Here is a 24937-nt window from a genome sequence, read left to right on the forward strand (position 1 = left end):
TCGGGTTCACGCAAAAGTCGCTCTGGCCAGGCTTGGAGAGCGGCTCTGCTTTGCCTATAGATGCGGCTTCCTCCGCGCAGTCGCGCCAGCCTTCCTCCGGAGCCGAATTCCATGCACAAACGCCGTCTCGGTCGGACCGATCTCCTTGTTACCCAGATCTGCCTGGGCTCCATGACCTGGGGCCAGCAGAACACCGAGGCCGAAGGCCACGCCCAGATGGACCTGGCTTTCTCGCGCGGCGTCAATTTCATCGACACCGCCGAGCTCTATCCGATCCCGCCCAAGGCGGAGACGCAGGGACGGACCGAAAAGATCATCGGCAGCTGGATGAAAGCCAAGGGCAACCGTGACAAGGTAATCCTGGCCTCGAAGGTCGTCGGCCGCACGGCCAACAGCTGGTTTCGCGGCGACAGGCCGTCGCAACTGGTGCGCGCCGATATCTTTGACGCCATCGACAAGTCGCTGGCCAAGCTCGGCACCGACTATATCGACCTCTATCAGATCCACTGGCCGGAGCGGGATATCCCCTGGGGCGCCAACCCGACGCGCGTCGGCGCCGTGTCGCCGCGCGCCGATTCCGTCGGCGCACCGGCCGACGAAACGCCGGTCGCCGAGACGCTTGCCGTGTTCGACGAACTGGTGAAGGCAGGAAAGATACGCCATTTCGGCCTGTCGAACGAGAGTTCCTGGGGCGTGATGCGGTTCCTTGCCGAAGCCGACAAGGACATCGGCCCGCGCGTCGCGTCGATCCAGAACGCCTACAATCTCGTCAACCGCACCTTCGAGGTGAACCTCGCCGAGGTCTGCGAGCGCGAGCAAGTGTCGCTGCTGCCCTATTCGCCGCTGGCACAGGGATACCTGACTGGCAAATACGACCATGGCGCGCGGCCTCAGGGCTCGCGCACGCAGCTATTCAACCGCGGCCAGCGCTACGAGACGCCAGGTGCTGCCGAAGCACAACTTGAATACAATGAGCTGGCGCGCTCCTTTGACCTGGAGCCGGCACTGTTTGCCAATGCCTATGTCTCAAGCCGGCCGTTCGTAACCTCCAACATCGTCGGCGCAACGACGCTTTCGCAGCTCGACATGGCGCTGTCTTCCGTCGATGTCGTCTGGACCGAAGAAATGCAGAAGGCGGTGGATGCGATCCATCAGCGGGTCGGTAATCCCTGTCCTTGAACGGGGATTGGCCGCTGGCCGAATCCAATGATTACAATGGGAGAGGGCAACAATGAATTTTCCGATCGAGCTGGTCCGCGAAAGATTTCCCGCTCTCTCCCTGACCGACAAGGGCCGTCGCCGCATCTATCTCGACAATCCGGCCGGCACGCAGGTGCCGCAAGTCGTCGCAGACGCCGTGTCGCGCTGTCTTTTGACCACCAACGCCAACCTTGGCGGCTATTTCGAAACGACGATTGCCGCGCAGGCCGTCGTCGATGAGGCGCATCGGGCAATGGCCGATTTCCTTGGTGCGGCGAGCCCGGAAGAAATCATCATCGGCGCCAACATGACGACGCTGACCTATCACATGTCGCGCACGCTCGGTCGCACGATGAAGCCCGGCGACGAGATCATCCTCACCCGCATGGACCATGAGGGCAATGTGTCGCCCTGGCTGCAGCTGGCCGAGGATCTCGGCCTCGTCGTGCGCTGGCTGCCGTTCGACGAAAAGAGCTGGCAGGTCGAAGAGGCGACGCTCGCCGGGTTGCTATCCGACAGGACCCGGCTGGTCGCGTTGAACTATGCCAGCAACCTGACTGGTTCCATCAACCGGGTGAAGGCGCTGAGCGCCATCGCCAGGAACGCCGGCGCGCTGGTCTATGTCGATGCCGTGCAGTTCGCCCCGCACGGCCTGATCGACGTTCAGGAGCTCGGCTGCGATTTCTTGATCTGTTCGGCCTACAAATTCTTCGGCCCGCATATGGGCATTTTGTGGGGCCAGCATGATGTCATCGATGATCTGAAACCCTACAAGTGCCGCTGTTCATCCAACGGCCTGCCGGAGCGGTTCGAGCTGGGCACGCCGCAGATCGAACTGATGGCCGGCCTCACGGCCGCGGTCGATTACTTCGCCGACCTTGGCGCGGCAGCGGGCGAGGGTGGATCGCGAAGGCAGAAGATTGCCAAGGCGTTCGCGGTGTCGATCGCCTATGAAAACCCGCTGGCGCAACAGCTGATCGACGGTCTGTCCGATATCGAGGGTCTGACCATCCACGGCATCACCGATCCGAAGCGGATTGGCGAGCGCGTGCCGACGGTGTCCTTCACCGTCGACGGCATCGTGCCGGAGACGATCGTACGGCAGATGAACGCCGAGAACATCTTCCTGTGGTCGGGGCACAACTATGCCTGGGAGATCGTCCATCAACTCGGCATCCCGGCCGAGTATGGCGTCGTGCGCATCGGCATCGCTCACTACAACACATCTGCCGAAATCGACGAGACGCTGGAGAGCGTGCACCGGGTCATCGCCATGCTCAGGCAGCAGCGCTCCTGACACTGGCTTGAGTACTCACCGCATCTTGCCGCCGAAGCCGGTGAGGAACGCGGTGAGATTGTCGCCGAGTTCGTCGCAGAGGTAGCCGCCCTCCTGGACGATGACCGTCGGCAGGTCGAGCTTTGCGATGGCCTCGCCGATGCGCGAGAAACCCGGCGTCGTCACCGAAAGTCCGCCGAACGGATCGCCCTCGAACGCATCGAGCCCGAGCGCCACGACCAGCGCGTCGGGCGAAAAGGCACGGATGCGCTGGAACGCTACCTCGAGCGCTTCGAGAAACGCCGCGTCGGCGGATTTGCGTGGCAGCGGCAGGTTGAAATTGTAGCCGAGGCCTGGCCCTTCGCCGCGCTCGTCGGCATGGCCCCAGAAGAACGGGTAGAAACGCACGGGATCGGCATGCAGCGAGACGGTCAGCACATCCGGTCGTGCATAGAAGATGCCTTGCGTGCCGTTGCCGTGATGCAGGTCGACATCGAGGATCGCCACCCGTGCGGCCTGTTTACGCAGAGCCTGTGCGGCGACGGCCGAATTGTTGATGAAACAGAAGCCGCCGGCGACATCGGCAAAGGCGTGGTGACCGGGCGGGCGGGATAGCGCGTAGGCGGCCGGTACGCCTGACATCACCGCCTCGGCGGCTTCGACCGCGCTCCAGGCGCTCCACAGCGCGCTTTGCCATGTTTCCCCTGAGATAGGGCAGGCCGTGTCGGCCATGTGGTAGCCGGCCTGGCCGACTGCCGAGGCCGGGTAGGAGCCGTTGCGCGCGATCGGATGGATGTTGGGGATCACTTCGGCCGAAGCGCCCTCGATGCGCTGCCAGCGCGCGTAGATATGCTCGAGGAAATCCAGATATTCGGGCGTATGCACAGCCGCGACCGGACCGAGGCCATGGTTGCGAGGTCGCTCGATCGTGCAGCCAGCATATTTTGCGCCGGATAACAATCTCCCGACGCGCTCCGGCTTTTCCGGATTGGGCTGCGCCGCACCGCTTGACAGAAAGGCCTTGGGGTCGTGACGCTTCTGTTCCTCGGCATAGAAGGCTTTCATTCCGGATCCTCGTTCTGCGGCGCATCGGCGAAGGCAAAGAACGCCTCGCCAATGATTTTCTGGGTCTGCTCATAGCTCGACCAGGCAATGCCCAGCCTTTCGTAGAAGGTCTTGGCGCCTTCATTGTCGGTGTCGACCGACAGTCGGAGATAGACGCCGCCTTCTTTCCGGCACTGCGCCGCAACGTGCCGCAGCAGCCGCTCGCCGATCTTGCGCCCGCGAAAACGATCCTCGACATAGAGGTCCTGCACATAGACGCCAGGCCGCCCCATCCAGGTTGAAAAGATCGGAAAATGCAGGCAAAGCCCGGCAAATTCGCCGTCCACCTCGGCGATCAGGGTCGAGAAGGCGGGCTTTTCGCCGAAGCCATAGGTTCTGAGATCGTCCGGTGTCGAGATGATTTCCTCCGGCGCGCCGATATGGGTGCCGAGTTTCAGGATCGCCGCGTGGATCGTTTCGACGTCGTCGAGAGTGCCGAGTCGAAGGAGGATATTGGGCGGGGGGACAATCATCGGAGGTTCGGTGCCCAGGCACCCCCCTCTGTCCTGCCGGACATCTCCCCCGCAAGGGGGGAGATTGGCAGTTTTGATACTACCGCCCATCCTGCAACGTTGGAAGTTAGCGAAAGCCGAAATGACATCCGATCTCCCCCCTTGCGGGGGAGATGTCCGGCAGGACAGAGGGGGGTGCGAAGGAACGCAATCATTTCAGATTGTCTCCCTTTCAAACGCCAGCATCTCAAAACGCCACCCGGTCGCCGCCCTTGAGCGCCAGCATGTCGCGCGCTTCGGTGGGGGTTGCAACCTCCAGCGACAGCCCATCGAGAATGCCACGGATGCGGCGCACCTGATCGGCATTGGATTTCGCCAGCTGGCGGCCGTCATAGAGACTGTCCTCCAGCCCGACGCGGACATTGCCGCCCATGGCCGCGGCGATCGAGATCAGCGGCATCTGCTGGCGGCCGGCGGCCAGCACCGAGAACTGGTAGCTGTCGCCGAACAATTTGTCGGCGATCCGCTTCATGTGGACGAGATTGTCCGGGTCAGCGCCGATGCCGCCCAGAATGCCCAGCACGAACTGGATGAACAATGGGCCAGACACCAGCCCCCGGTCGCGGAAATGCGCCAATGAGTAGAGATGGCCGACATCGTAGCATTCGAATTCGAAGCGCGTGCCGCAGCCCTTGCCCAGTCTTTCCAGCACCCCTTCCATGTCGGCGAAGGTGTTCTTGAAGATCGTGTCGCGGGTGGCTTCCAGCAGCTTCGGTTCCCACTCGTGCTGCCATTCCCTCGGCTTGTCGAGCATCGGGAACAGCGCGAAATTCATCGAACCCATGTTGAGCGAGCACATTTCGGGTTCGGCTCTGAGCGGTGCCGCCAGCCGCTGGTCCAGGGTCATCAGCGACGAGCCGCCGGTGGTGATGTTGATCACTGCATCGGTCGCCTGTTTGATGCGCGGCAGGAACTGCATGTAGACGTCCGGATCGGCGGTCGGGCGGCCGTCACTCGGATCGCGGGCGTGCAGATGCAGGATCGAAGCACCGGCTTCGGCCGCCGCGATCGCCTCCGCTGCGATCTGGTCCGGCGTCACCGGCAGATAGGGCGACATCGACGGCGTGTGCACCGAGCCGGTGACAGCGCAGGTGACGATGACTTTTCTAGGCGCCATCTTTGTCGCCTCAGCCTTCGACCGGTAGGTCGAGTTCGGAGGCCAGAACGTCCAGCGAGTCGCCGATGATGGAGACGATCTCGCCGACCTGCTCCCTGGTGACGATCATCGGCGGCGCGACCATGAAATTGTCGCCGTCGACGCCGCCCTTGACCCTGCGGCCATAGATGATCAGCCCGCGCTCATAGGCGAGGTCGAGCAGCCGTTGCGTGGCTTTCTTGGTCTGGTCGATCGGCCTCAGCGTCTCGGGATCGGCAACCATCTGGGCGCCGGTGAGCAGGCCCTTGCCACGCATATCGGCGATGAACGGAAACCGCTTCGCCAGCCCCTTCAGCCCGTCCATCAGCACGTCGCCCATGGCGGCCGCATTGGCGATCAGGTCGAGCCGGTCCATTTCACCGAGCACGGCAAGCCCGGCGGCGCAGGCCAGCGGATTGCCAGCATAGGTGTGGCCGTGCTGGAAGCCGCCGGAGTCAAGCAGCGGCTGCACCAGCCGCATCGGGGCGGCGAGCGCGCCAAGCGGCGCATAGCCCGAACCCAGCCCCTTCGACAGCGCGACGATGTCGGGCTTGCAGTTCCAATGGTCGCCGCCGAGGAATTTGCCGGTGCGACCGGCGCCGCTCATCACCTCGTCGTGGATGAGCAGGATTCCGTAGCGGTCGCAGATCTCGCGGATGCGCGGATAGTAGCTGTCGGGCGCCACCAGGGCTGAGGTCGCCGCGCCACCGATCGGCTCCATGATGAAGGCCACCACGCTCTCAGGCCCTTCGGCCAGGATCTTTTCTTCCAGCATGTCGGCATAGCGGATGCCGCGCTGTTCCATCGAGAGATTGTCGCGGTCGCGCCAGGCGTTCGGCGCCGGCACGGTCGGCATCACCCGCATCATCGGCTCGAACGTTTCGGCCAGCGCATCGTCGCCGGTGATCGAGAGCGAACCCAGCGTGCCGCCATGATAGGAGGGGAAGCGCGTGATCACCTTCCAGCGGCTGGCCTGTCCGGTGGCAACGGCCCATTGCCGCGCCAGCTTGATGCAGGATTCCGTCGCCTCCGAGCCGCCCGAGACGAAGAAGATGCGGTCCATGCCTTCCGGCAGCTTGCCGGCCAGTTCGCGTGCCAACTCCTCGGCCGGCTCGTTCTCGAAATGCAGCCGATAGGCGAAGGTGGCGCGGTCCATCTGCCGCTTCATGGCATCCAGCACATTGCGGTTAGAATGGCCGATATTGGCGACCATCGGGCCGCTCGAGCCGTCGATGAAGCGGCGGCCATCCTGCGTCCACATATAAATGCCCTCGGCGCGGTCGATCAGCGGCCGGCGCAGGCTGGACAAATAGAACAGATGCGACTCTCGCCGGGCATCGGTGTCTTGCGTGGCGGTCTGGACTTTCGACATGTCAGGACTTTCCGAGGTAACGATCGAGGACATTCTTGGTGACGCGTTCGACCATCGGGTCCTGTCTTAGCAGGCCGGCGACCCATTCGCAGCTTCCGGCGTGGAACACCTCGCCCTTGCCACGCGGGAAATTGACGATCATGCCGTTGCCGCGTTTGACTTTTTCCAGATTGGCGTCGCTCGCCTCGCCGAACAGCGTCTCGGCGGTGAAGCGGCCATCCTCGTCGGTGAGGAATTGGTCCTCGATCGGGATGTCGGCACTTTCCTCGACCTGGGATGCCATGCCGACGGCGAGAACCTGCAGGCCGTCTGGCGCGCCGCTGGTGGCGGTCGGGTAGGGCAGGCCGCCGCGTACCTCGAAGTCGAGCCCATCGACTTCATAGCCATAGACGTGGCTGTCGGAGCCCAGCAGGTCACCATAATAGATGCCGGTGCCGGCAAAGGCCCAGTGCTCCGGCCGGTAGACCGGAAAGCCACGCACGCCGCGCGGCGCGCAACCGCCCCAACCGGTATAAACCCCGCGCGTGGCGTTGAGCCCGAAGGTCGCCGAACCCGGCCGGCCGATTTCCGGCGCTTCCCAGGAGTTGGTGGCGCGGGTGATGTCGCCGCCTGGGAGATAGGCGGGGTCTTCGGCACGCGCGCGATATTTGTAGCAGACCTGCCGGCGGGCCTCGTCTTCCAGCCGCGTCTGCCACATGAAATTGCCGGCAAAGCGCGCCGCATGGCCGCCGCGCTCGACATAGGCGTCGACGGCATCGCGCATTTCCCAGGTCCAGTATTCGTCATGGCCGACGAAGACGGCACAGTCGTAGCCGTCGAGAATTTCGGGCGAAAAATGCAGATCGTGCTGGCTGATGAGATCGACGCCATAGCCGGCCCGTTCGGCGAAGCGGAAGAAATGGCTGTCATAGCTGGCCCAGCCCGACGAGGCGTATTTCTTCGAATGGCCGGTGGCGAGCGCCCATTCCATATGCGGATAACGCGGCACCGTCTTCGGCGGCACGGCGACTTCCAGCGGCACGCGCGGCGCATCCTTCGGCAGCACGACGAAGCCGCGGCACCAGGGGCGTTGCGTCGACACGATGGGCGAATACTGGTTGCGGTCCGGCCCGGTGATGCCCTGGTAATGGTTGGAGCCGCCCCAGGTGTTGTAGGCCAGCCATGTGCCTGTCGCAGCCACCTGCAGCACACGGCCGGGTTTACGGCCCGGCTGTGGGCTGACGATAAAAACATGGTGGCATTGGATCGGCTTGCCGTCGCGCCCGTCGGCGGTCAGCGTGACCCGATAGGCACCGGACGGCCAGTCCGCCCCGACGCGAAATTCGAAGGATACGTCCCAGCCGCAGCCTTCAACCGAACACTGGTCAGGTGTGTCCTGCCGGCGTGCCGCGATGCCCGATTTTTCGAACGCTTTGGTCTCGCTGCCGCCATCCCGGGTGATTGTCATGCCGAAGTTCGGAGCTGTCGAACTGACATGCAACGCCACCGTTTCGCCGGCGCGATAGGAAAAGCGGTCGCTGTAGCACCAGATCTCGCCGCGCTCGCCATCCATCCCCGGCCATTCGTAGTAATGGCCACGCACCGCGTGGCGGCGCTGCTCCGGCGTCAGTCCGAAATCGGGGAATTCGGTCGGCAGATGGGTCATGAACACCTGAAAGGTCGAAGGCCGCCATTTCGGCGATCTGCTGTCGTTGCGTCAAATGGAAACGATCGGACCAGCATTCGTTAGCCGCACCCTTGGCCGCCTCCATCAAACGGACTATCTCAGGGCAGGCGGCGTTTCCGCCACGGGGGTCGGAATGCTCAGAGTGCAAAAGGTCAAAGTCGACGAGATCTACGTGCCGACAGCGCGCAAGAAGACGCTGCATCCCGAGACCGTCCGCCATCTGGCCGAGGACATTCTGGAAAACGGCATGAAGACGCCGATCCAGGTCCGCCATGACGGCAAACGCCACATCCTCGTCGAAGGCCTGCACCGGCTGGAAGCGGCAAAGTGGCTCGGCGAGACCGAAATCGAGGCTTATCTGGTGCAAGCCAAGCGCCACTGACACTTCCTTCGTTCCCCACGGACCGACGCGGAGCAGGGACGTCATCGCAAAATTTTCGTGGACGATGTCGGTTTGCGGTTCATCGGCTCGTCCTTGGGACGGAAGCCAGATCAAACGCAGGACGCCCTTATGACCACCAAGCTCGACACCGCCCCCACCAACGACCGTGAAGTGGTTCTTGCCCGCATCATCGATGCGCCGCGTGAGAACGTCTATCGCTGCTGGACCGATCCGAAACTGATCACGCGCTGGTTCTCGCCAAAGCCGTGGACGACGCCGCGCGCCGAGATGGATGTGCGCACCGGCGGCTCGAGCCTTGTCGTCATGGCTAGCCCGGACGGTAACGAATTCCCCAACCCGGGAATCTTCCTCGAAGTCGTTCCCGGCAGGAAGATCGTCTTCACCGACGCCTACACAGAGGCTTGGCAGCCTTCGGAAAAGCCGTTCATGACCGTCGTGCTGACCTTCGAGGACGAGGGCAACGGCAAGACGCGCTACATCGCTCGGGTCAGGCACTGGAGCGTCGCCGACCGCGAACAGCATGAGAAGATGGGTTTCCACGAGGGTTGGGGACAGTGCGCCGACCAGCTCGAAGAACTCGCCAAAACGCTTTGATCCGCATGACGCTCTGATACCGGCAGGACGAGAGGAGATCGATATGTCCAAAACCCTGTTTTTCGCCATTTTTGCTTCGGCCGCAGCACTGCTTGCCTGCCCGGGCACCACCAATGCGGAGGAGACAAAACCCGCCATGACGACTGAGACGAACGCACTGCCGAAGCCGGAAAAGTCTGGCCTGCTGCCGATCGACGGCCTGAATTATTATTATGCCATCTATGGCAAGGGCGAGCCGCTGCTTCTGCTGCATGGCGGTCTCGGCACCACGGATATGTTCGCGCCGATCCTGCCGAAACTTGCCGAAAACCGCACCGTCATCGGCGTCGACCTGCAGGGTCACGGTCGCACCGCGCTGGGTGACCGACCATTCACCGTGGAAGCGATGGGCGACGACATGGCCGCCATCGTCAAGGCGCTCGGTTACGACCAGGTCGATGTCATGGGCTATTCGCTGGGCGGCGGCGTCGCCTTCCGCATGGCCGGCCAGCATCCCGAAGCGGTGCGCCGCCTCGTCCTGGTATCGACCGGCTACGCCACGGACGGCTTCTATGACGAGATGCGTCCCCAGCAGGCACAGGTGAGCGCGGCTGCGGCTGAGTTCATGAAGGACACGCCGATGTACAAATCCTACGTCGCGGTGGCGCCGCATCCGGAGGAGTTCCCGAAGCTCCTCGATGCGCTGGGCGGCTTCATGCGTCAGAACCGCGATTACTCGGCCGACGTCGCCAAGCTGAAGATGCCTGTCATGCTGGTCTATGGCGACAGCGATATGTACAAGCCCGAGCACGAGATCAAGTTTTATCAGATGCTCGGCGGCGGGCTGAAGGACGCCGGCTGGATGCGCGAGAACCTGTCGCAGAACCGCCTGGCGATCCTGCCCAACCGCACCCACTACGACACTTTCTTCGCCCCCGAACTCACGGCCGCCGCGCTGCCGTTCCTCAACGGCCAGACCAAGGTCAAAACCTGGGACGAGGTCGTCGGCGAAACGGAGTGAACGCCAAGGCCGCCGGTTGTTGGCTGGCAGCCGGCGGATCGTCATGCGGCCGCCATGACGGCTTTCGGCGTCATGACTTCAGCCCCACTCGCATCAGCATAAGCGATGACGTTGCATCAAAGCTTTTCAATTGACCCAATCGGCCGCGCCGATACCTTGCGCGCCTATTCTCCCCCACCAGTGGATCGATCCGGACAATGGCAAGATATGACGGCGGATGCCTGTGCAAGGCGGTGCGCTACCGCGCGGACGCGGCCCCCATCAACGAACGCGTCTGCCACTGCCGGGTTTGCCAGAAGGCGATCGGCGCCGCCTTCAACGCACGCGTCCTGTTTCGCATCGACGACGTGACGATCGACGGGCCGCTGGCGACCATAAACTCTTCGCCGGATCTCAAGCGCGGCTTTTGCCCGAGCTGCGGCACGACGATGTTTTCCCGGCGTGATTCCGCTGATATCATCGGCATCACCACCGGTTCGCTCGACGATCCCACGGTTTTCAAGCCGCAAATGCATATTTTCACCGCCTCGAAGCAGCCCTGGGTGGTGCTCGATGACAGCCTGCCGAAATACGAAGGCGCCCCTCCGCCAGGCTAATTTTCCCTTTTCCCTTTGTTGTGGAAGAAGGTGGATCGACGCGCTACGCCAGCGAGAAGGAAGAACGCAACCATGGCCAAAATTTAATCCAAATCGACACGAGATAGCCGGCAAAGCGTCATTGGCGGGCCATCATTGTCTCCCTATTTATGGGTCGCGGGTACGGCATTCGAGGAGACGACGGATGAACGACAGCATCAGCACCCTGGACGAGCTTTTGAGCGATCCGATGGTCCTGCTTGTGATGGAGCGCGATCGTGTGCGCCCCGAACAGGTGCGCATGCTGCTCGAACGGGCTCGCCGGCCTTCGACCGATGAGCCCGAAGTGCCGCCGGCGCATGTGATCGCCAGGACATGCCAGAAACTCTGGCTCTGCCCGTAGTCGCTTTGCGATTTTCCCTGTGTATCTCAAGCCGGCTCCAAGGTGGGCCGGTTTTCGAACGGCGTGCACTTCGGCACGCCAGCTTACAAATCCGTAAATTGATTATCCGGCCCATGACGATAAGGCTTGTCGGGGATTGACCGGTGGTCGGTCCACGCAACTCTGATCTCTCATGCACGGAATTCGATTTTGGCCGACATCTGCACACAAGGCCTGGACACGGGCTTCGTCGGGCTGGGGTTCGCCAAGGTGGCGTTCCTCGGCGTGGTGCAAGGCATCACCGAACTGTTGCCGATTTCCTCGACCGCCCATATGCGCATCGTGCCGGCCGTGCTCGGCTGGCAGGATCCTGGCTCCGCCTTCTCCGCCGCCATGCAACTCGCGGCTCTTGCCGCGGTGGTCAGCTATTTCTGGAGTGATGTCAGGAATATCCTGTTTGGTTCGTTCGACGCTCTGGCGCGACGCGATTTCGCCGACCGGCATTTCAAGCTGGCGCTCTGGATCGTGCTGGCGACGATCCCGATCGTCATCGCCGGCGTGGCGCTGTCGGGCGTGCTCAACGCCTGCAATTCGCCGCTACGCAGCCTAACGGTGATCGGCTGGGCCTGCATCGCAATGGCGATCTTGCTGGCGCTGGCCGAGATCTTTGCCCGTCACCGGCGCAGCATGGGCGGTGCGTCGCTGACCGATGCGCTGCTCGTCGGTGTTGCCCAGATCGGCGCGCTTGTCCCCGGCGTCTCGCGCTCGGGCTCGACCCTGACGGCGGCACTGGGGCTCGGCTTCAAGCGGGCCGAGGCGGCGCGCTTCTCGTTCCTGCTCGGGTTGCCGGCGATTGCACTCGCCGGCCTTAAGGAACTCTGGGAACTGCACAAGGTCCATCTCGACGCCCATGGGTGGTCGGTCCTTGCCGTCGGGCTGGTCGTCGCCTCGATCTCCGCCTTCTTCGCCATATGGGGGCTGATGCACGTGCTGGAGCGTTTCTCGGCCTGGCCGTTCGTCATTTATCGCGGCCTGCTCGGTGTCGTCCTGCTGCTGGGCGTGGCGATGGGATGGCTCGTCTAAGGCAAGTTCCACAGTATCGCTTGAAACGGGCTATATCCGTACCGGACCTCGAACTTCGATTCCGGTACGCACATGGATTTTTTGACCCTCCTGCAATCACTGCCGTTGCTGCTGGCGTTGGCCAAGGGCGCACTGCCGTCGGTGGCGGCATTTGGCCAGTGGGCCGCTTCACTGCCGCCATGCCGGGACTTCACCTTCGAGGCGACCAGCTATCTCGTTTGCGAGGTCGATCCGAAACGATACCAGCTCGAGCTGTTCTGGAAGGATGCGGCGGGCAAGCCGTTTCAGTCGCTGCACAATCTGCATGCCGCGCAACAGGCGATCGGGCGCACGATGGTGTTCGGCATCAATGCCGGCATGTATCACCCTAACCTCGCGCCGGTCGGCCTCTATGTCGAGCGTGGCCAGGAGATGGCCTCGGTGAAAACGGGATCGGGAAGCGGCAATTTTTCCCTGCAGCCGAACGGCATTTTCTACCTGCGCGACGGCAAGGCCGCGGTCCGTGCCACCAGGGATTTCGTGAAAAGGCGCCCGACCGTCGACTATGCGACGCAATCGGGGCCGATGCTGGTGATCGACGGCAAGCTGCATCCAAAATTCCAGGCTGACGGCACTTCGCGGAAAACCCGCGACGGTGTCGGGGTGCGAAAGGACGGCGTCGCGGTCTTTGCGATTTCGAACGGCACAGTGACCTTCCATGCCTTCGCCCGGCTTTTCCGCGACGCGCTTGGCTGCGACAACGCGCTGTTCCTCGACGGCACGATATCAAGCTTGTTTGCGCCTGCCATCGGCCGCAAAGACGACTACTGGAATCTCGGGCCGATGATCGGCGTTTTCAGGAAATCCTAGCCGGTTTTCCACCGCGCTTACCCACACGCGGTATGGGCGAAAAAAATTGATTCAAACTTTATTGGTAATTTCTCATTCATAACTGATCCGGTTTGTCCGTCGGCTGTCGTTTTGCCCTCGGTCTGTTGTGTTTTGAGTACAGGTCCAGATGCGGATTCCGGGCGTCGTCAGTTTTTTGATCGCATCGCTATGCCTTGCCGGCTGCTCTTCAACGGCCGGCGTCGACGCGCTGGATTTGCAGAAACCGTCCAACGAGACCACCAGTTCCGTGATTCGGCCGCCGGCACCGATCGCCGCTGCTCCGGCGGCAAGGGGCAACAGGGCGGCAAGGGCCGAATTGGCCCCCATGTCTGACAACGGTCCGAGGCGCCCGTTTGGTTTGGCGGAGGAGGAAGAGACGGGGGTGTTTGCCGCACCTGATGTGCCTGATCCCCAAGTGCCTGATGTCGGCGGGTTGCCGGTCGAGCCGGCAGCCTTGGTGTCGCCGCCCAAGCTGTTGACCCGCGCGGCACCGGCCATGCTTGCCGGGCCGCTCACCCGTTACGGTTTTCGTGATGCCAAGCCTATCAATTTCGGCAAGGCTTCGCCTCGCCGCCTTGCAGTGCACGGCGTCGACGTCTCGCGTTGGCAAGGCAACGTGAATTGGGACAAGCTGCGCGCCCAGGGCGCCAACTTCGCCTACATCAAGGCGACCGACGGTGGCGACCACCTCGATCCGATGTTCATGAAAAACTGGCGCAACGCCGACGCCGCCGGCTTGAAGCGCGGCGCCTATCATTTCTTCTACTGGTGCCGCACGGCCGGCGAGCAGGCGGACTGGTTCATCCGCAACGTGCCCAGGGTCGAAGGCGCACTGCCGCCGGTGATAGACGTCGAGTGGAACGGCGAGTCCAGCTGCAAGCGCCGGCCGTCGCGCGAAAAGGTGCTGGAAAAGATGCAGGTGTTCATGGACAAGCTGGAGCGCCATTACGGCCAGCGTCCCATCATCTACACCGCGCCCGATTTCTACCGCGACAATCTCAGGGGCGAATTCCTCGACTATCCGTTCTGGCTGCGTGCCGTGGCCCAGCATCCGTCAAAGGTCTATCCCGGCCGCAAATGGCTCTTCTGGCAGTATTCCGGCTCCGGCCTGTCGCACGGCGTCACCGGCCGTATAGACCTCAATGTCTTCCATGGCGACGAACGGCAATGGCGCGCCTGGGCCGGCGGCCGGCAGACGGTAGCCGACGCCAACTGAGACAGTCGTCAGTCCCGGCGCGCTTCGCTCTGCCTGATGCCCGCGGTCTGGGCAAGCGCGATATCGGACTGCTCGATGGACACGCTTCCGCCGGCAGCATTCGCTGAGGAAAGTGTCCGGCCCTTTGACCGACATGGACGCATGGGAGGGAAAGATGGGTGTGTCATCGGAGGCTCTGGCGCAGAGCCGTCAAACGATCAGCGCTTACGAGGATTATGCGGAACAATATGATGCCATCGTGCGCCATGTTCCCAATGAGAGAGAGCAGGCATCGCTGAAGCGCCTGGTGGCAATCGCCGGTGCAGGCGGCCGGATTTTGGAAGTCGGATCCGGAGCTGGATACGACGCGGATTTTCTGGAGACTTTGGGCGTCAAAGTCCGGCGCACCGACGCAACCAAGCGGTTTCTGGAACTGCAGGCCGCGCGTGGCAAGCATGGCGAGTTGCTCGATCTCATCACCGATGATCTCGGCGGCCCCTACGACGCAGTCCTGGCCCTATGCGTCCTCATCCATGTGCCTCGCGACGAGACCGACCAGGTACTTGCCAAGATAGCCGGGTCGCTGCGGCCGGGCGGCGCCTTCCTCGTCTCGATGCGCAATGGCGACGGCGAGACATCAGGCGAATATCACATGGTCTACTGGCGCAGGGACGACTTCGCGGCCCGTCTCGAAGGCGCCGGGCTCGTCCTCATCAGGGACGATTTCAACGTCGGCCGCGATAGCGAAGAATGGAACACGTTCCTGGCCGTCAAGCCTGCATGACCCGCCGAACGCTGTCGCTGTTTGCGCTGCTCAGCCTTTTCAGATTTCGCGAATAAGCAAGACATTGCCGCAGCCTTGCTGTCTATGTGAAGTTCCTGCACTCCTGGGGGAGACGAGTTGGAACTCAAGATCATGCTTGTCGGCTTTGCCTGCGTGGTCGCGGGCGCGCTGTCGTTCATCACCTTCATGAAATGGCGAGAGGTGAAAGCGCTCAGCCGCTGGCTGCCGGCGCCGGGAAAGATCATTTCCTCGCGCGTCGAGGCACGTGAAGTGAGAAACTCGGGCGTTGGCTCGGACAGCAGCGATACCACCGAAATGCGGAATTTTCCGGCGATCACCTTCGAATACAAGGTCGGCGGCAAGAAATTTCAAAGCTCGCGCCACAGCGTGAAGGAGAATTTGGGGAATTTCGAAGTCGCTGAAACCCTTGCCCAGTTTCCCCGCGGCGCGGAGGTGACTGTCTTCTACAATCCGGCCGATCCGAGCAAAGCGGTGATCGAGCGCACACTGCCGGACGGCGCCTTCAAGTTCATGGTCCAACTTTCGGCAGGATTGGTGATCGGGGCGGTTGTGCTGGTGTTTTCCGTCGGCGGTGTTCTGGAAGCGATCGGGCCGCATTTGCCCAAGCCGCAGAATCTCGGTGCCGCGGCGTTGCTGCTTTTTATGGGCTTGTTCATCCTGCGCATGGGTTTTGCCCAGAAATCGTTGGCCGAACAGGCGGCAAAATGGCCGATCGCGGCCGGCCGCATCGAAACCTCAGGCCTGCAGGCGCTCCGAAACCATTCAGGCTATGGTCGCTGGCGCACCGTCTTCAAATCCCGCATCGTCTACTCCTATGGCGTCGCCGGCAAGCGCTACAGCGCCGATCGTGTGACCTTCGGCGCCACCGTGACCGCCTCGCTGCCCGGCCTCGTCGGCGGCCAGGCACGGCAATATGTCGAAGGTAGCAAGGTCGACGTTCACTATGACCCCGTCAACCCCGGCTCAGCGGTGCTCGAATGCCGGGTCCGGGGGCTTGGGCTGCTATGGATCTGCTCGGCAGGCTTTCTCGGCGGCGCCGCCTTTCTGCTCGGGCTGGTATGACACTGGTCAGGCGGATTCGGTCACGGCGCCGATCCGCCGGTAGACGAATGGTTCTTCTCTCGAAGGAATTGTGGCAATGCGCTTGGCTTCGTCGATCAGCATTGCCATGCGAGCATGGATCGGCGATTTCGCGCAAGCCGGGTCCGTTGCGGCGGCATCGCCGGCGATCGCCATCGCCTGGCAGCGGCAGCCGCCCCAGTCGATCTCGCGCCGCTCACAGCCGCGGCACGGCTCCTGCATCCAGTCCGTACCGCGAAAGGCATTGAACCCCGGTGAATCGGCCCAGATCGAGGACAGTCTGCGTGGTTCGAAACGCTCGAAGCTGAGAGACGGGATCGTCTGTGCGGCATGACAGGGCAGTACGGTGCCGTCAGGCGTCACCATGAAGGCGTCACGCGCCCAGCCGCCCATGCACGGCTTGGGATAGATCGCAAAATAGTCCGGCGTCACAAAATCGATGTTGATGATGCCGGCCAACCGCTCCTGTGCCTCCGCGACGATCTCCGCCTGCCTGTCGACCGCTTCACGCTCGGGCATCAGTTGGTCGCGATTGGTCAACGCCCAGCCGGCATACTGCACATTGGCGATCTCGAGCCTCTCCGCGCCCAGCGAAAGGGCGAGATCGATGAATTCCGGCACTTCCTCGATGTTATGGCGATGGATCGGCGCGTTGATGGTAAGAGGCAGACCGGCAGCGCGCGCGCGGCGTGCCGTCTCCAGCTTCTTTTCGTGAGCGCCCTTGTGGTTGCCGATGCGATCGGTGGTCGCCGGCCGCGCACCCTGAAAGCTCAGTTGCAGATGGTCGAGACCGGCTTCGGCAAATGCCTCGATACGGCCCTCGACGATGCCAACGCCCGCGGTAATCAGATTGGTGTAGACGCCGCGCCCCGCAAGCCCGGCGATCAATTGCTCGAGGTCGCGGCGCAGTGTCGGCTCGCCGCCGGACAGATGCACCTGCAGCACTCCGAGATCGGCTGCCTCCGAGAACAGAGCGAGCCAGGTCTCTGTGTCGAGTTCGCGATTGGCCTTCAGCAGTTCGAGCGGATTGGAGCAATAAGGGCATTGCAGCGGGCAGCGATGCGTCAGTTCCGCCAGCATGCCGATTGGAGGGAGGAGGGGCGTGCTCATAGCCTCACCAGCAGCTTGTCCGACCATTCCTGCAGGAAGGCGATGACGTCGGTCGCCACGGCCTCCTGTTCAGCCTCATAATCCGCGGCAAGGCCGGCAATGATGTCACCTGCCGTTGCCCGTCCATCGCAGCGGCGCAATATGTCGAGACTGACATCGTTCGGCCAGAATATCTTTTCCGGTGAAAGCACGGCGAATGCCTGCCGCACGGAATCGTACTGTATGCGCACGTGCTTCGGCAGCGAAGGTACCGACCGCAGCGACACCACGGCTCTTTCGCGCAGCGCCATCATAGGGCTGCCTCAGGCTGGAAGGCGCCGGGCGGTATGTTTCCCTGCTCGCCATAGGCGTGTTGAAGCGCATCAAGCATGGCCCAGAGTATATCGCATTTGAACACCAGTGCATCGATTGCCTGCTGCTGGCGCTCCGCCGTATCGGCGTGGCTGAGCACGTAGGCGAGGGCGAAGTCGGCGTCACGCGAGGCCTGTTCGGGCCGTTGCCTGAAATAGGCCAGCGTATCCTCGGTGATGTAGTCGTATTTGGCCAGCATTGCCGGCACCCGCTCGCCGATGATGAGTGGCGAGAACATCTCGGTCAGCGACGACGCGACCGCCTCGAACAGCGTCCGGTTTGTACAAAAGGAAAGGTAAGCGCCCACCGCGAAGCGCGTCGCCGGCAGCGCCAGCCTTTGGCTCTTCACGGCCTCGGCGTCCAGGCCGAGCGAAGTTGCCAGATGCAGCCAGCGCGCGATGCCGCCGCTCCAGCCGTCCTCGCCGTCATGGTCTTCGATCCGCTTGCGCCAAGCGGCGCGAAACGCCGGATCCTCGGCATGCACGAGGATCATGGCATCCTTGCGCGGGATGACCGCCTGATAGCAATAGCGGTTCAGCGCCCAGGCCTTCATCTCGGCCTTTGACAACGCGCCGCTGGTCATCCTGTGGTGAAAGGGATGGCGATTGTGATAGCGCTCGGCGCCAACCTGCCTCAATACGGCTTCGAGAGCGCTCGTGGAGAGTCCGCCTTTGGCTGCATCGCGGAAGTCGCTCAAAATTCCATCTCCATACCGTCGCTTGCGATTTCCCAGCCTGCCGCCTTGACCGCCGCGTGCTCGGCGGAATTCTCGTCAAGGATGGGATTGGTGTTGTTGATGTGGACGAACACACGGCGGCTAACCTTCACATCGGCCAAGCCGGCGATCGAACCCAATTCTCCCGAGATCGCCAGATGCCCCATGCGCGCGCCGGTTTTCTGACCGACGCCGGCGACGATCATCTCCTCGTCGGTATAGACCGTGCCGTCGAACAGAAGACAGGCGGCATCGGCGAGACGCGCGCGTAAGCGCGCATCGATGCGCGCGCAGCCCGGAATATAGAAGACGGAGCCGCGGCTGCCGATGCCGGCGATCCGGACTCCGATCGTATCACCTGCGTCGGAGCTGAAATTGGCATCCGGATGGTCTCTATCCTCCAGATAGAGTGCTATCTTCCCGGGCACCGGAAAGGGCTCGATCATCACGCCGGTCTCGCGGCTTTCTGCATCGCAGATGGCCAATTCTTTCGTCGGCGGCAGGATGCGCCGCGGCACAAGCGCTGGATCGAGAACGTTGAAAATCGAATTCGCCTCCAGCGTCGCCAGAACCTGCGCCGTTGCATAGATGGCGAAAGGCTGCCGTTCGCGCAGGCTGAGCAGTCCGGCGATATGATCGACATCGGCATTGGTCAGCACCACCGCGCGAATAGGCGTCGAGCGCAGCGGCGCATCGCCCGCAGGCTGCAGTTCAGGTGTTGCAGCGATTTGTTGGCGAATGTCGGGCGAGGCATTGAAAAGAACCCAGCCGAACCCGTCCGCAGAGGCGGCGACACTTGACTGGGTTCGTGAATGTACGCCGGCCATGCCGGTGCGAGCCGCACGACTCAGACGGTAGTTGCAGTTCCATTGCGGAAAGCCGCCGCCCGCCGCCGATCCGATGATCTTTAAATGCATGAAAATGCCCGCGCGGCGGCTTCTCTGACCTGCAGGCAATTTGCAGTCACAAAAAACGCTTCGCACGCTTTGCGTGCGTCAAAATCTTTCACGAAAATCCCATGCGGCGAGGGGATGCGCGCCCCTGTCGCCAGGGACGCGCACCTCTGCGGCCTACTTCTTGGGAGTAATTTCAGCAGGCAGATACCGTGAAATTTCGAAGCCAGCGGCAACCTGACACATGGTCGGTTTTTTCCAGTTCTTCTTCATGACATTTCTCCTCTTATACCAGCCCGAAGGGACCGATCCTGTCGTTAGCCAACCATTGCAGGGCACCGACGCAATGGCTCGTCCATCAAGTCTCAAAATGGACAAATGAAACAATAGGTTTTGAAAAATTGAAAACAAACTATCGAGAATAATTGCAGTCCTTACTTCAATTGGTCGTGGCGTAGGGTTTTTTCTCCTCCAGTGGCAGGTTTGCATCTTCCCACCCATCAGCGCCAAGCGGATACCAGATTACTGAACTGTAGCCCCACTCGACGGCGCGTTTCGCCGCATTCCACGACATCCAGCAATTCGTCATGCAGTAGAACAGAATCGCGCGCGACTTGTCCGTCCCGGCCTTGGCCGTGAGGCCTCGGCGAAAATAGCTGGCGGTCTCCTGCGAAATAGCGCCGTATCCCACATTGGCCAGCCATGTGCTGCCTGGAATGTCCTTTCTGACCTTGTCCCTCCATATGGTTCCTGCCGGCAAATTGGCCGGCTTGGGCGTGTCCGGCATCACGTCGAAGAAGATCGCCTTTTTCGCTCGCCACAGCGCTTCCGCTTCCACCGTCGTCACCACCCTCGCGCCTTGCAGCGTCCGCGGCACCGGCGCCCGATAGTCGTCCATCCGGAAACCGCTGGGTTCGACGACATCGCCGGCCCATGTCGGCTCGGTCAGACCCAGAAGGCTCGCGGCGACCAGCAAGAAAATAGTCTCCCTTCCATTCATTGGGTAATCAGGTTGTCGTGTTCGTCGATCAGCGGCACGTTGTAGCTCAGCAGGATCCTGGTGATCTCAGCCTGGTTTTCCCTGATCACCCGGTTGAGCGTCCGCTTCCATTCCTGGTCGGACGGACGTACGCCCATGGTGATGCGGTAAGACATGCGCGAGCCGGTTTTTTCCTTCACCAGTGGAACGATCGTCACATCAGCTCCGAGTTCCCTTGCATAGTAACCTGCCATCGGTCCCCACAGCACCGCCGCATCGATCTTGTGTGCCAGCATGTCCTTGATCATGACCTCTCCCATGGATGGGGTGACGCGCGTATCCACCGCAAGCGGATAGATCTTGGCGGTCCGCAGAAGCTTGTTGGCGGCCATGTTGGCGGTTGGCGGCGTGCTTTCAACGACGCCGATCGTCTTGCCCGTGAGTCTGGGATCCTCGATCGTTTCCACACCTTCCATATCGTGGCTTTTTGGATGCACCAGCACATAGGCGGAGCGATAGTAGGCGTTGGTGTTCTGCACCAGCTCATCGCCTTGGGCATAGCCCATGATGATGTCGCATCGGTTGGCCCCCAACGTATTGCGCACGAAGCCGGTGATCGTGGGAAACCAGGTGTAGGAGACGGACTTGCGCCCGGTTTTCGCGGCAACCAGCTCGGCCAGCTTGTTTTCGAAGCCTTCGCCGCTCTTGTCGGTGAAGGGCATATTCGAGGGATCGGCGCAGACGCGCAGAATGTCGGGATCGACCAGTTCTCCCGCCGCGCCAAGGCCGGCGCTTTGCGCATGCGCGTTCGACGGCAGCAAGGCGAGTGTGCCGAGGATCGGCAGAACGACGCGCAGCTTCAATGCATCGCGGCCAATCATGTCATCCACCCATGCAGGATGCTTCGGCATCCTTCGCCGCCTGGGCCTTGTCTTCGTGCTTGGGCGGCCGTCCGCGGGGGGCCGCGCCATCTGCGCGCGCGCGCAGGTAGACGTAGAGGTCGTCCATGTAGCAATAGACATTCTTGTTGTCGCCAAAGGCAGGCATGACGTTTTCCTTGCCGCCGCCGACATTCTTGCGGCCTTCGGCGACGATCGAGAGGAATGTGGGGTAATCCATGGTTTTCAGGCTGTTGACCAAAGCCGGCGCATAGCTCGAACCTGTCGCGTCCTGTCCGTGGCAGACATGGCAATCGGAGTGATACCGGCGGTAGCCGCTGAACGTGTACCAATCGACGGTTCCGTTTTCGATCTTGTAGGTCGGATTTCCATCCGCATCCAAATACTTGCCGCCTTCTTCCTTTACCGCCTTGGCTTTTTCCATGCTGTCATCGGCCTGGGCGACGCCTGAGCTTGCCAGAGGCAGCAGAGCCAGGACCAAAGCCGAAATTACAATGCGAACGGACATTCAAACGCTTCCTTCATTTGCCAATGGACACGGTTTTGCTGTCGCGACCGGCCTTGATCGGTGTTTTTGGGTGCGTAACCGAATCGAGAGCCCGGACATGCCTTCCGGATGATCCGGGCTCTCGTTCTTCAAGCCTTTGGTCTCACAAGACCCGAGGCGTGCTCAAGGTTCCCGGCGCATCAATCCGGGAGACCGAAGACGGTGAGCTGACCGCCCAGCGTCGTGTAGTCGGCAAGTGCCGCGTAGCCGCCGACGGCACCAAGACCAGCGGTGCCAACGACCGCGGCCTCGTCGCCTTGGGCACGGCCCTGATCGACGGCGCCATGCCAGGCAGCGGCGTTATCAGGCGAAAGCAGGCCGCCTGCCAGGCCGATACCTGCCCAGCCACCGACGCCGGACAGAACGGCGATGTACTGCTTGCCGCCCTGCTCGTAGGTCGTGATGTTGCCGATGATGCCGGACGGGGTCTTGAACTTGTAGAGTTCCTTGCCGTCCTTATCGACCGCCTTGATGTAGCCTTCGAGTGTACCGTAGAAGACGACGTCGCCATCTGTCGCCAACGCACCCGACCACACCGAGAACTGCTCGGGCTTCGACCAGACGATCTCACCCTTGGCCGCATCCCAGGCAATGAAGTTGCCCATGTTGCCGTCGCCGCCAGGTGCGGGATACATCGACACGGTGGCGCCAACATAAGGCTGACCGGCGGTGTAGCTCACCTTGTAAGGCTCATAGTCCATGCAGACATGGTTGGTCGGGACATAGAACAGCCCGGTCTTCGGCGAATAGGCCGCCGGCTGCTGGTCCTTCGTTCCAAGCGCCGCCGGGCAGATGCCCGTCGAGTTGGTGTCTTCGCCGTTCTGCTGGGTCGAATATTTCGCCACGACCTGCGGGCGACCATATTGTTCGCTCTTGGGGTCCATGACGACTTCCGTCGCCCAGTTCACGGCCGGATCGTATTTCTTGGCGACGAGAAGGTCGCCGGTGGCGCGATCCATGGTGTAGGCGAAACCATTGCGATCGAAATGCACCAGCACGTCGTGCTTGGCGCCGTTGACCTCCATGCCATCGACGAGGATCATCTCGTTGATGCCGTCATAGTCCCATTCGTCATGCGGGGTCATCTGGTAGAGCCATTTGGCAACACCGGTATCCGCATCGCGGGCCATGATCGTCATCGACCAGCGATTGTCGCCGGGGCGTTGTACCGGGTTCCACGTCGAGGGATTGCCGGTGCCATAGTAGACCAGGTTCAGCTTGGGATCATAGGAATACCATCCCCATGTCGTGCCGCCGCCTGTCTTCCACTGCTCGCCTTCCCAGGTGTTCGTGCCGGAATCCTTGCCCACCGGCTTGCCGAGATGCGTGGTCTTCTCAGGATCGAGCAGGGTGTCCGCGTCCGGACCTTCCGAATAGGCTTTCCAGGCGAGTTTGCCATCTTTCAGATTGTAGGCGGCCAGCCAGCCGCGAACGCCGAATTCGGCGCCGGATACGCCGATGAGCACCTTGTCCTTGACGACGACGGGGGCAGCCGTACCGGATTCGCCTTTGCCGCCATCGGTCTGGTCGCCGTTCTTGACCGACCAGACGACCTTGCCGGTCTTCGCGTCGAGGGCGACGACCGTGGTGTCGGCCTGATTGAGAATGATCTTGCCGTCACCATAGGCAACGCCGCGATTGACCGTATCGCAACACATGATCGGAATGACGTTGGGATCCTGCTTGGGTTCGTATTTCCAGAGGATCTTCCCGTCATTCTTGAGGTCGAGCGCAAAGACATTGTTCGGGAAAGGCGTGTGGACATACATCACATCGCCGATGATAAGCGGTCCACCCTCGTGGCCTCGTAGCACGCCGGTGGAAAAGGTCCACTTGACCTGCAGGTTCTTCACATTGTCCGCAGTAATCTGGTTGAGTTTGGAATAGCGGGTGTTGGCGTAGTCACCCGTCTGCATCGCCCAGTTCTTCGAATCCGAAGCCAGCTTTGCAAGGTCCTCGTTAGCCGACGCCGTAAAGGCCGCGCCGAGCGACAGAAACGCCGCAGTGGTTAGAATATAGGTAGCTTTCGTAAGTACACGCATCCGAATTCCTCCCGAGGTTCATAGTGATGAATCATTTGCTGAGCCCACAAGGGCTTGCCCAAGCGATTCACGGGGGGGAAATATTTCCGGCAGCGTGTCACGACCTAAGCCAGATGTGCAGAGGGCACCGTTACTGCCCACCTCACCTTGGCCTACGAAAGACTGTCGCCGCTCCCTAATGACGGTGACGCCCTTGAAGCCGGAAACAGGGTGAGGCTATGTCATCGCAAAACGCTAGGCAAGCAAAAAAGGCTGGGTGTTTTTTTGCACCGCAATATCGTAAATGATGCGGCGCAATATAAGGAAATAAGTGGGGTAGTATTTGTTAGATGAAGTATTTCTGATTGAGAAATAACGGTGGGCCGGATAAAATTTGATTATTTTTTGAGTTTTACATTTCACCTAAGTGTGGATTTTATTTGGAGGTATTCACTTCGATGTCTCGGCCTGGCCATGTACGTGCCCCATTGGGAATCGATAGTGAGCCAAGCATGAGATGATCGTTGGAGTTGGGGCGTGGAGCGGGCCATGGGGCCGCCATGCGGAACCACCGTCGACCAGCACCGCATTCCTCCTTTGGTCGTATACGGAAGCCATGGGCGCTTGACTGACTCTGCGGCACGTTGCCAACTGCCACGGTGATCCCGACTGGGCGCATCGCGCCCAGGCCAACCGGAGGTTTTCCCGTGATCAGATATGTTGGATTTTCGACTTTGCCGCTGCTCCTTGCCGCGCCGCTGGCCTTCGCAAACCCGGCGGGCGCGGCGGGAGATTACCCGACAGCAACGATTGCCGATTACGTGCTCGGCTGCATGCAGACGAACGGCCAGACACGTCAGGCGCTGGAAAGCTGTTCCTGCTCGATCGACGTCATCGCCTCGATCCTTCCCTACGACCACTATGAGAGAGCCGAGACTTTCAAGAGCATGTCTTTGACCACAGGGGAAAACGCGGGGCTGTTTCGCGAGAGCGCACCGGCGAAGGCAGCCCGTACCGAATTGAAGCGCGCGCAGTCGGAAGCCGACGTGCGCTGCTTTTAGAACCTGCTCAAATCCGCAAGCCGGATGGGGTTCCATCCTTTGTCTGGACAGTACCTTCCCGAAACAAGCTCCACTTTCGGGGTCAAGCTGGCAAGCACCCGGCAGTCCG

Annotated in this window: 28 protein-coding genes; 13 read left to right on the plus strand and 15 right to left on the minus strand. The window is 61.6% G+C overall.

What is annotated here, in order from left to right:
• Positions 1–111: 111 nt before the first annotated feature.
• On the plus strand, positions 112–1179 hold the full coding sequence (locus NKH06_RS05260) for an aldo/keto reductase (RefSeq protein ID WP_352796647.1): 1068 nt from the start codon (positions 112–114) through the stop codon (positions 1177–1179).
• A 52-nt stretch (positions 1180–1231) separates the two neighbouring features.
• A complete protein-coding gene (locus NKH06_RS05265) occupies positions 1232–2497 on the plus strand; it encodes a cysteine desulfurase-like protein (protein WP_352440169.1) in 1266 nt (421 codons plus the stop codon).
• Positions 2498–2512: 15 nt separating this feature from the next.
• Here NKH06_RS05265 and NKH06_RS05270 read toward each other — a convergent pair whose 3' ends face one another.
• The 5 genes from NKH06_RS05270 to NKH06_RS05290 all read right to left on the minus strand — a co-directional run bounded on the left by NKH06_RS05270 (position 2513) and on the right by NKH06_RS05290 (position 8244).
• Positions 2513–3541 carry a histone deacetylase family protein gene (locus NKH06_RS05270; RefSeq protein WP_352440170.1) on the minus strand — a complete coding sequence of 343 codons (1029 nt, stop codon included), beginning with the start codon at positions 3539–3541 and terminating at the stop codon, positions 2513–2515.
• Positions 3538–4053, minus strand: coding sequence for a GNAT family N-acetyltransferase (locus tag NKH06_RS05275; RefSeq protein WP_352440171.1), 516 nt, complete (start codon positions 4051–4053; stop codon positions 3538–3540). The genes NKH06_RS05270 and NKH06_RS05275 overlap by 4 nt, the downstream gene beginning before the upstream one ends.
• Positions 4054–4279: 226 nt before the next feature.
• Entirely contained in the window at positions 4280–5209 is a 930-nt protein-coding gene (gene kce, locus NKH06_RS05280; RefSeq protein WP_023810367.1) for a 3,5-dioxohexanoate:acetyl-CoA acetone transferase, read from the minus strand.
• A gap of 10 nt (positions 5210–5219) precedes the next feature.
• Positions 5220–6599, minus strand: coding sequence for an aminotransferase family protein (locus tag NKH06_RS05285; RefSeq protein ID WP_352773159.1), 1380 nt, complete (start codon positions 6597–6599; stop codon positions 5220–5222).
• A 1-nt stretch (position 6600) separates the two neighbouring features.
• A complete protein-coding gene (locus NKH06_RS05290) occupies positions 6601–8244 on the minus strand; it encodes a N,N-dimethylformamidase beta subunit family domain-containing protein (RefSeq protein ID WP_352440173.1) in 1644 nt (547 codons plus the stop codon).
• Positions 8245–8398: 154 nt separating this feature from the next.
• Between NKH06_RS05290 and NKH06_RS05295 the strand changes: the two genes are divergently transcribed.
• From NKH06_RS05295 to NKH06_RS05325, 7 genes are all read left to right on the plus strand, one after another.
• Positions 8399–8647, plus strand: a complete 249-nt coding sequence (locus NKH06_RS05295) for a ParB N-terminal domain-containing protein (RefSeq protein WP_013532091.1) — start codon at positions 8399–8401, stop codon at positions 8645–8647.
• Between the two features lie 129 nt (positions 8648–8776).
• A complete protein-coding gene (locus NKH06_RS05300) occupies positions 8777–9262 on the plus strand; it encodes an SRPBCC family protein (RefSeq protein ID WP_023810371.1) in 486 nt (161 codons plus the stop codon).
• 43 nt (positions 9263–9305) lie between these two features.
• Positions 9306–10262 carry an alpha/beta fold hydrolase gene (locus tag NKH06_RS05305; protein WP_128303305.1) on the plus strand — a complete coding sequence of 319 codons (957 nt, stop codon included), beginning with the start codon at positions 9306–9308 and terminating at the stop codon, positions 10260–10262.
• 197 nt (positions 10263–10459) lie between these two features.
• Positions 10460–10858: a GFA family protein gene (locus NKH06_RS05310; protein ID WP_023810373.1), complete on the plus strand. Its 399-nt coding sequence runs from the start codon at positions 10460–10462 to the stop codon at positions 10856–10858.
• Between the two features lie 184 nt (positions 10859–11042).
• Positions 11043–11240 (plus strand): hypothetical protein, encoded by a 198-nt coding sequence (locus NKH06_RS05315; RefSeq protein ID WP_013532087.1) that lies wholly within the window; start codon positions 11043–11045, stop codon positions 11238–11240.
• 189 nt (positions 11241–11429) lie between these two features.
• A complete protein-coding gene (locus NKH06_RS05320; protein ID WP_023810374.1) occupies positions 11430–12302 on the plus strand; it encodes an undecaprenyl-diphosphate phosphatase in 873 nt (290 codons plus the stop codon).
• Between the two features lie 72 nt (positions 12303–12374).
• Entirely contained in the window at positions 12375–13151 is a 777-nt protein-coding gene (locus NKH06_RS05325) for a phosphodiester glycosidase family protein (protein ID WP_128303307.1), read from the plus strand.
• A 72-nt stretch (positions 13152–13223) separates the two neighbouring features.
• Here the strand turns inward: NKH06_RS05325 and NKH06_RS05330 are convergent, their stop codons facing one another.
• Positions 13224–13499, minus strand: coding sequence for a hypothetical protein (locus tag NKH06_RS05330; RefSeq protein WP_245490376.1), 276 nt, complete (start codon positions 13497–13499; stop codon positions 13224–13226).
• Here NKH06_RS05330 and NKH06_RS05335 point away from each other — a divergent pair.
• The 3 genes from NKH06_RS05335 (at position 13387) to NKH06_RS05345 (ending at position 16234) form a co-directional block, all read left to right on the plus strand.
• Entirely contained in the window at positions 13387–14388 is a 1002-nt protein-coding gene (locus tag NKH06_RS05335; RefSeq protein WP_502895807.1) for a glycoside hydrolase family 25 protein, read from the plus strand. The two genes, NKH06_RS05330 and NKH06_RS05335, sit on opposite strands and share 113 nt — an antisense overlap.
• Before the next feature lie 154 nt (positions 14389–14542).
• A complete protein-coding gene (locus NKH06_RS05340) occupies positions 14543–15151 on the plus strand; it encodes a class I SAM-dependent DNA methyltransferase (protein ID WP_128303308.1) in 609 nt (202 codons plus the stop codon).
• Between the two features lie 117 nt (positions 15152–15268).
• Entirely contained in the window at positions 15269–16234 is a 966-nt protein-coding gene (locus tag NKH06_RS05345; protein ID WP_352892457.1) for a DUF3592 domain-containing protein, read from the plus strand.
• A gap of 6 nt (positions 16235–16240) precedes the next feature.
• Here the strand turns inward: NKH06_RS05345 and pqqE are convergent, their stop codons facing one another.
• The 9 genes from pqqE to NKH06_RS05385 form a co-directional block, all read right to left on the minus strand.
• Positions 16241–17362: a pyrroloquinoline quinone biosynthesis protein PqqE gene (pqqE, locus tag NKH06_RS05350; protein ID WP_128303309.1), complete on the minus strand. Its 1122-nt coding sequence runs from the start codon at positions 17360–17362 to the stop codon at positions 16241–16243.
• A complete protein-coding gene (pqqD, locus tag NKH06_RS05355; RefSeq protein ID WP_128303310.1) occupies positions 17359–17655 on the minus strand; it encodes a pyrroloquinoline quinone biosynthesis peptide chaperone PqqD in 297 nt (98 codons plus the stop codon). Before pqqD ends, pqqE begins: the two co-directional genes overlap by 4 nt.
• Positions 17652–18410: a pyrroloquinoline-quinone synthase PqqC gene (pqqC, locus tag NKH06_RS05360; RefSeq protein WP_352440179.1), complete on the minus strand. Its 759-nt coding sequence runs from the start codon at positions 18408–18410 to the stop codon at positions 17652–17654. The genes pqqD and pqqC overlap by 4 nt, the downstream gene beginning before the upstream one ends.
• A complete protein-coding gene (gene pqqB, locus NKH06_RS05365) occupies positions 18407–19345 on the minus strand; it encodes a pyrroloquinoline quinone biosynthesis protein PqqB (protein ID WP_352440307.1) in 939 nt (312 codons plus the stop codon). Before pqqB ends, pqqC begins: the two co-directional genes overlap by 4 nt.
• 153 nt (positions 19346–19498) lie before the next feature.
• Entirely contained in the window at positions 19499–19594 is a 96-nt protein-coding gene (locus NKH06_RS32010) for a coenzyme PQQ biosynthesis protein A (RefSeq protein WP_013532074.1), read from the minus strand.
• A 166-nt stretch (positions 19595–19760) separates the two neighbouring features.
• Positions 19761–20321 carry a PQQ-dependent catabolism-associated CXXCW motif protein gene (locus NKH06_RS05370; protein WP_352440180.1) on the minus strand — a complete coding sequence of 187 codons (561 nt, stop codon included), beginning with the start codon at positions 20319–20321 and terminating at the stop codon, positions 19761–19763.
• On the minus strand, positions 20318–21211 hold the full coding sequence (locus NKH06_RS05375) for a quinoprotein dehydrogenase-associated putative ABC transporter substrate-binding protein (protein WP_352440181.1): 894 nt from the start codon (positions 21209–21211) through the stop codon (positions 20318–20320). The genes NKH06_RS05370 and NKH06_RS05375 overlap by 4 nt, the downstream gene beginning before the upstream one ends.
• Positions 21183–21707, minus strand: a complete 525-nt coding sequence (locus tag NKH06_RS05380) for a c-type cytochrome, methanol metabolism-related (protein ID WP_352440182.1) — start codon at positions 21705–21707, stop codon at positions 21183–21185. Before NKH06_RS05380 ends, NKH06_RS05375 begins: the two co-directional genes overlap by 29 nt.
• A gap of 179 nt (positions 21708–21886) precedes the next feature.
• Positions 21887–23788, minus strand: a complete 1902-nt coding sequence (locus NKH06_RS05385) for a methanol/ethanol family PQQ-dependent dehydrogenase (RefSeq protein WP_127293373.1) — start codon at positions 23786–23788, stop codon at positions 21887–21889.
• Between the two features lie 686 nt (positions 23789–24474).
• On the opposite strand from NKH06_RS05385, the gene NKH06_RS05390 reads away from it, so the two are divergent.
• Positions 24475–24828: a hypothetical protein gene (locus NKH06_RS05390; protein ID WP_023810388.1), complete on the plus strand. Its 354-nt coding sequence runs from the start codon at positions 24475–24477 to the stop codon at positions 24826–24828.
• Positions 24829–24937: the final 109 nt, after the last annotated feature.

Origin of the sequence: Mesorhizobium sp. M1342, from assembly GCF_040317955.1 — a bacterium.
Classification (GTDB): Bacteria; Pseudomonadota; Alphaproteobacteria; order Rhizobiales; family Rhizobiaceae; genus Mesorhizobium.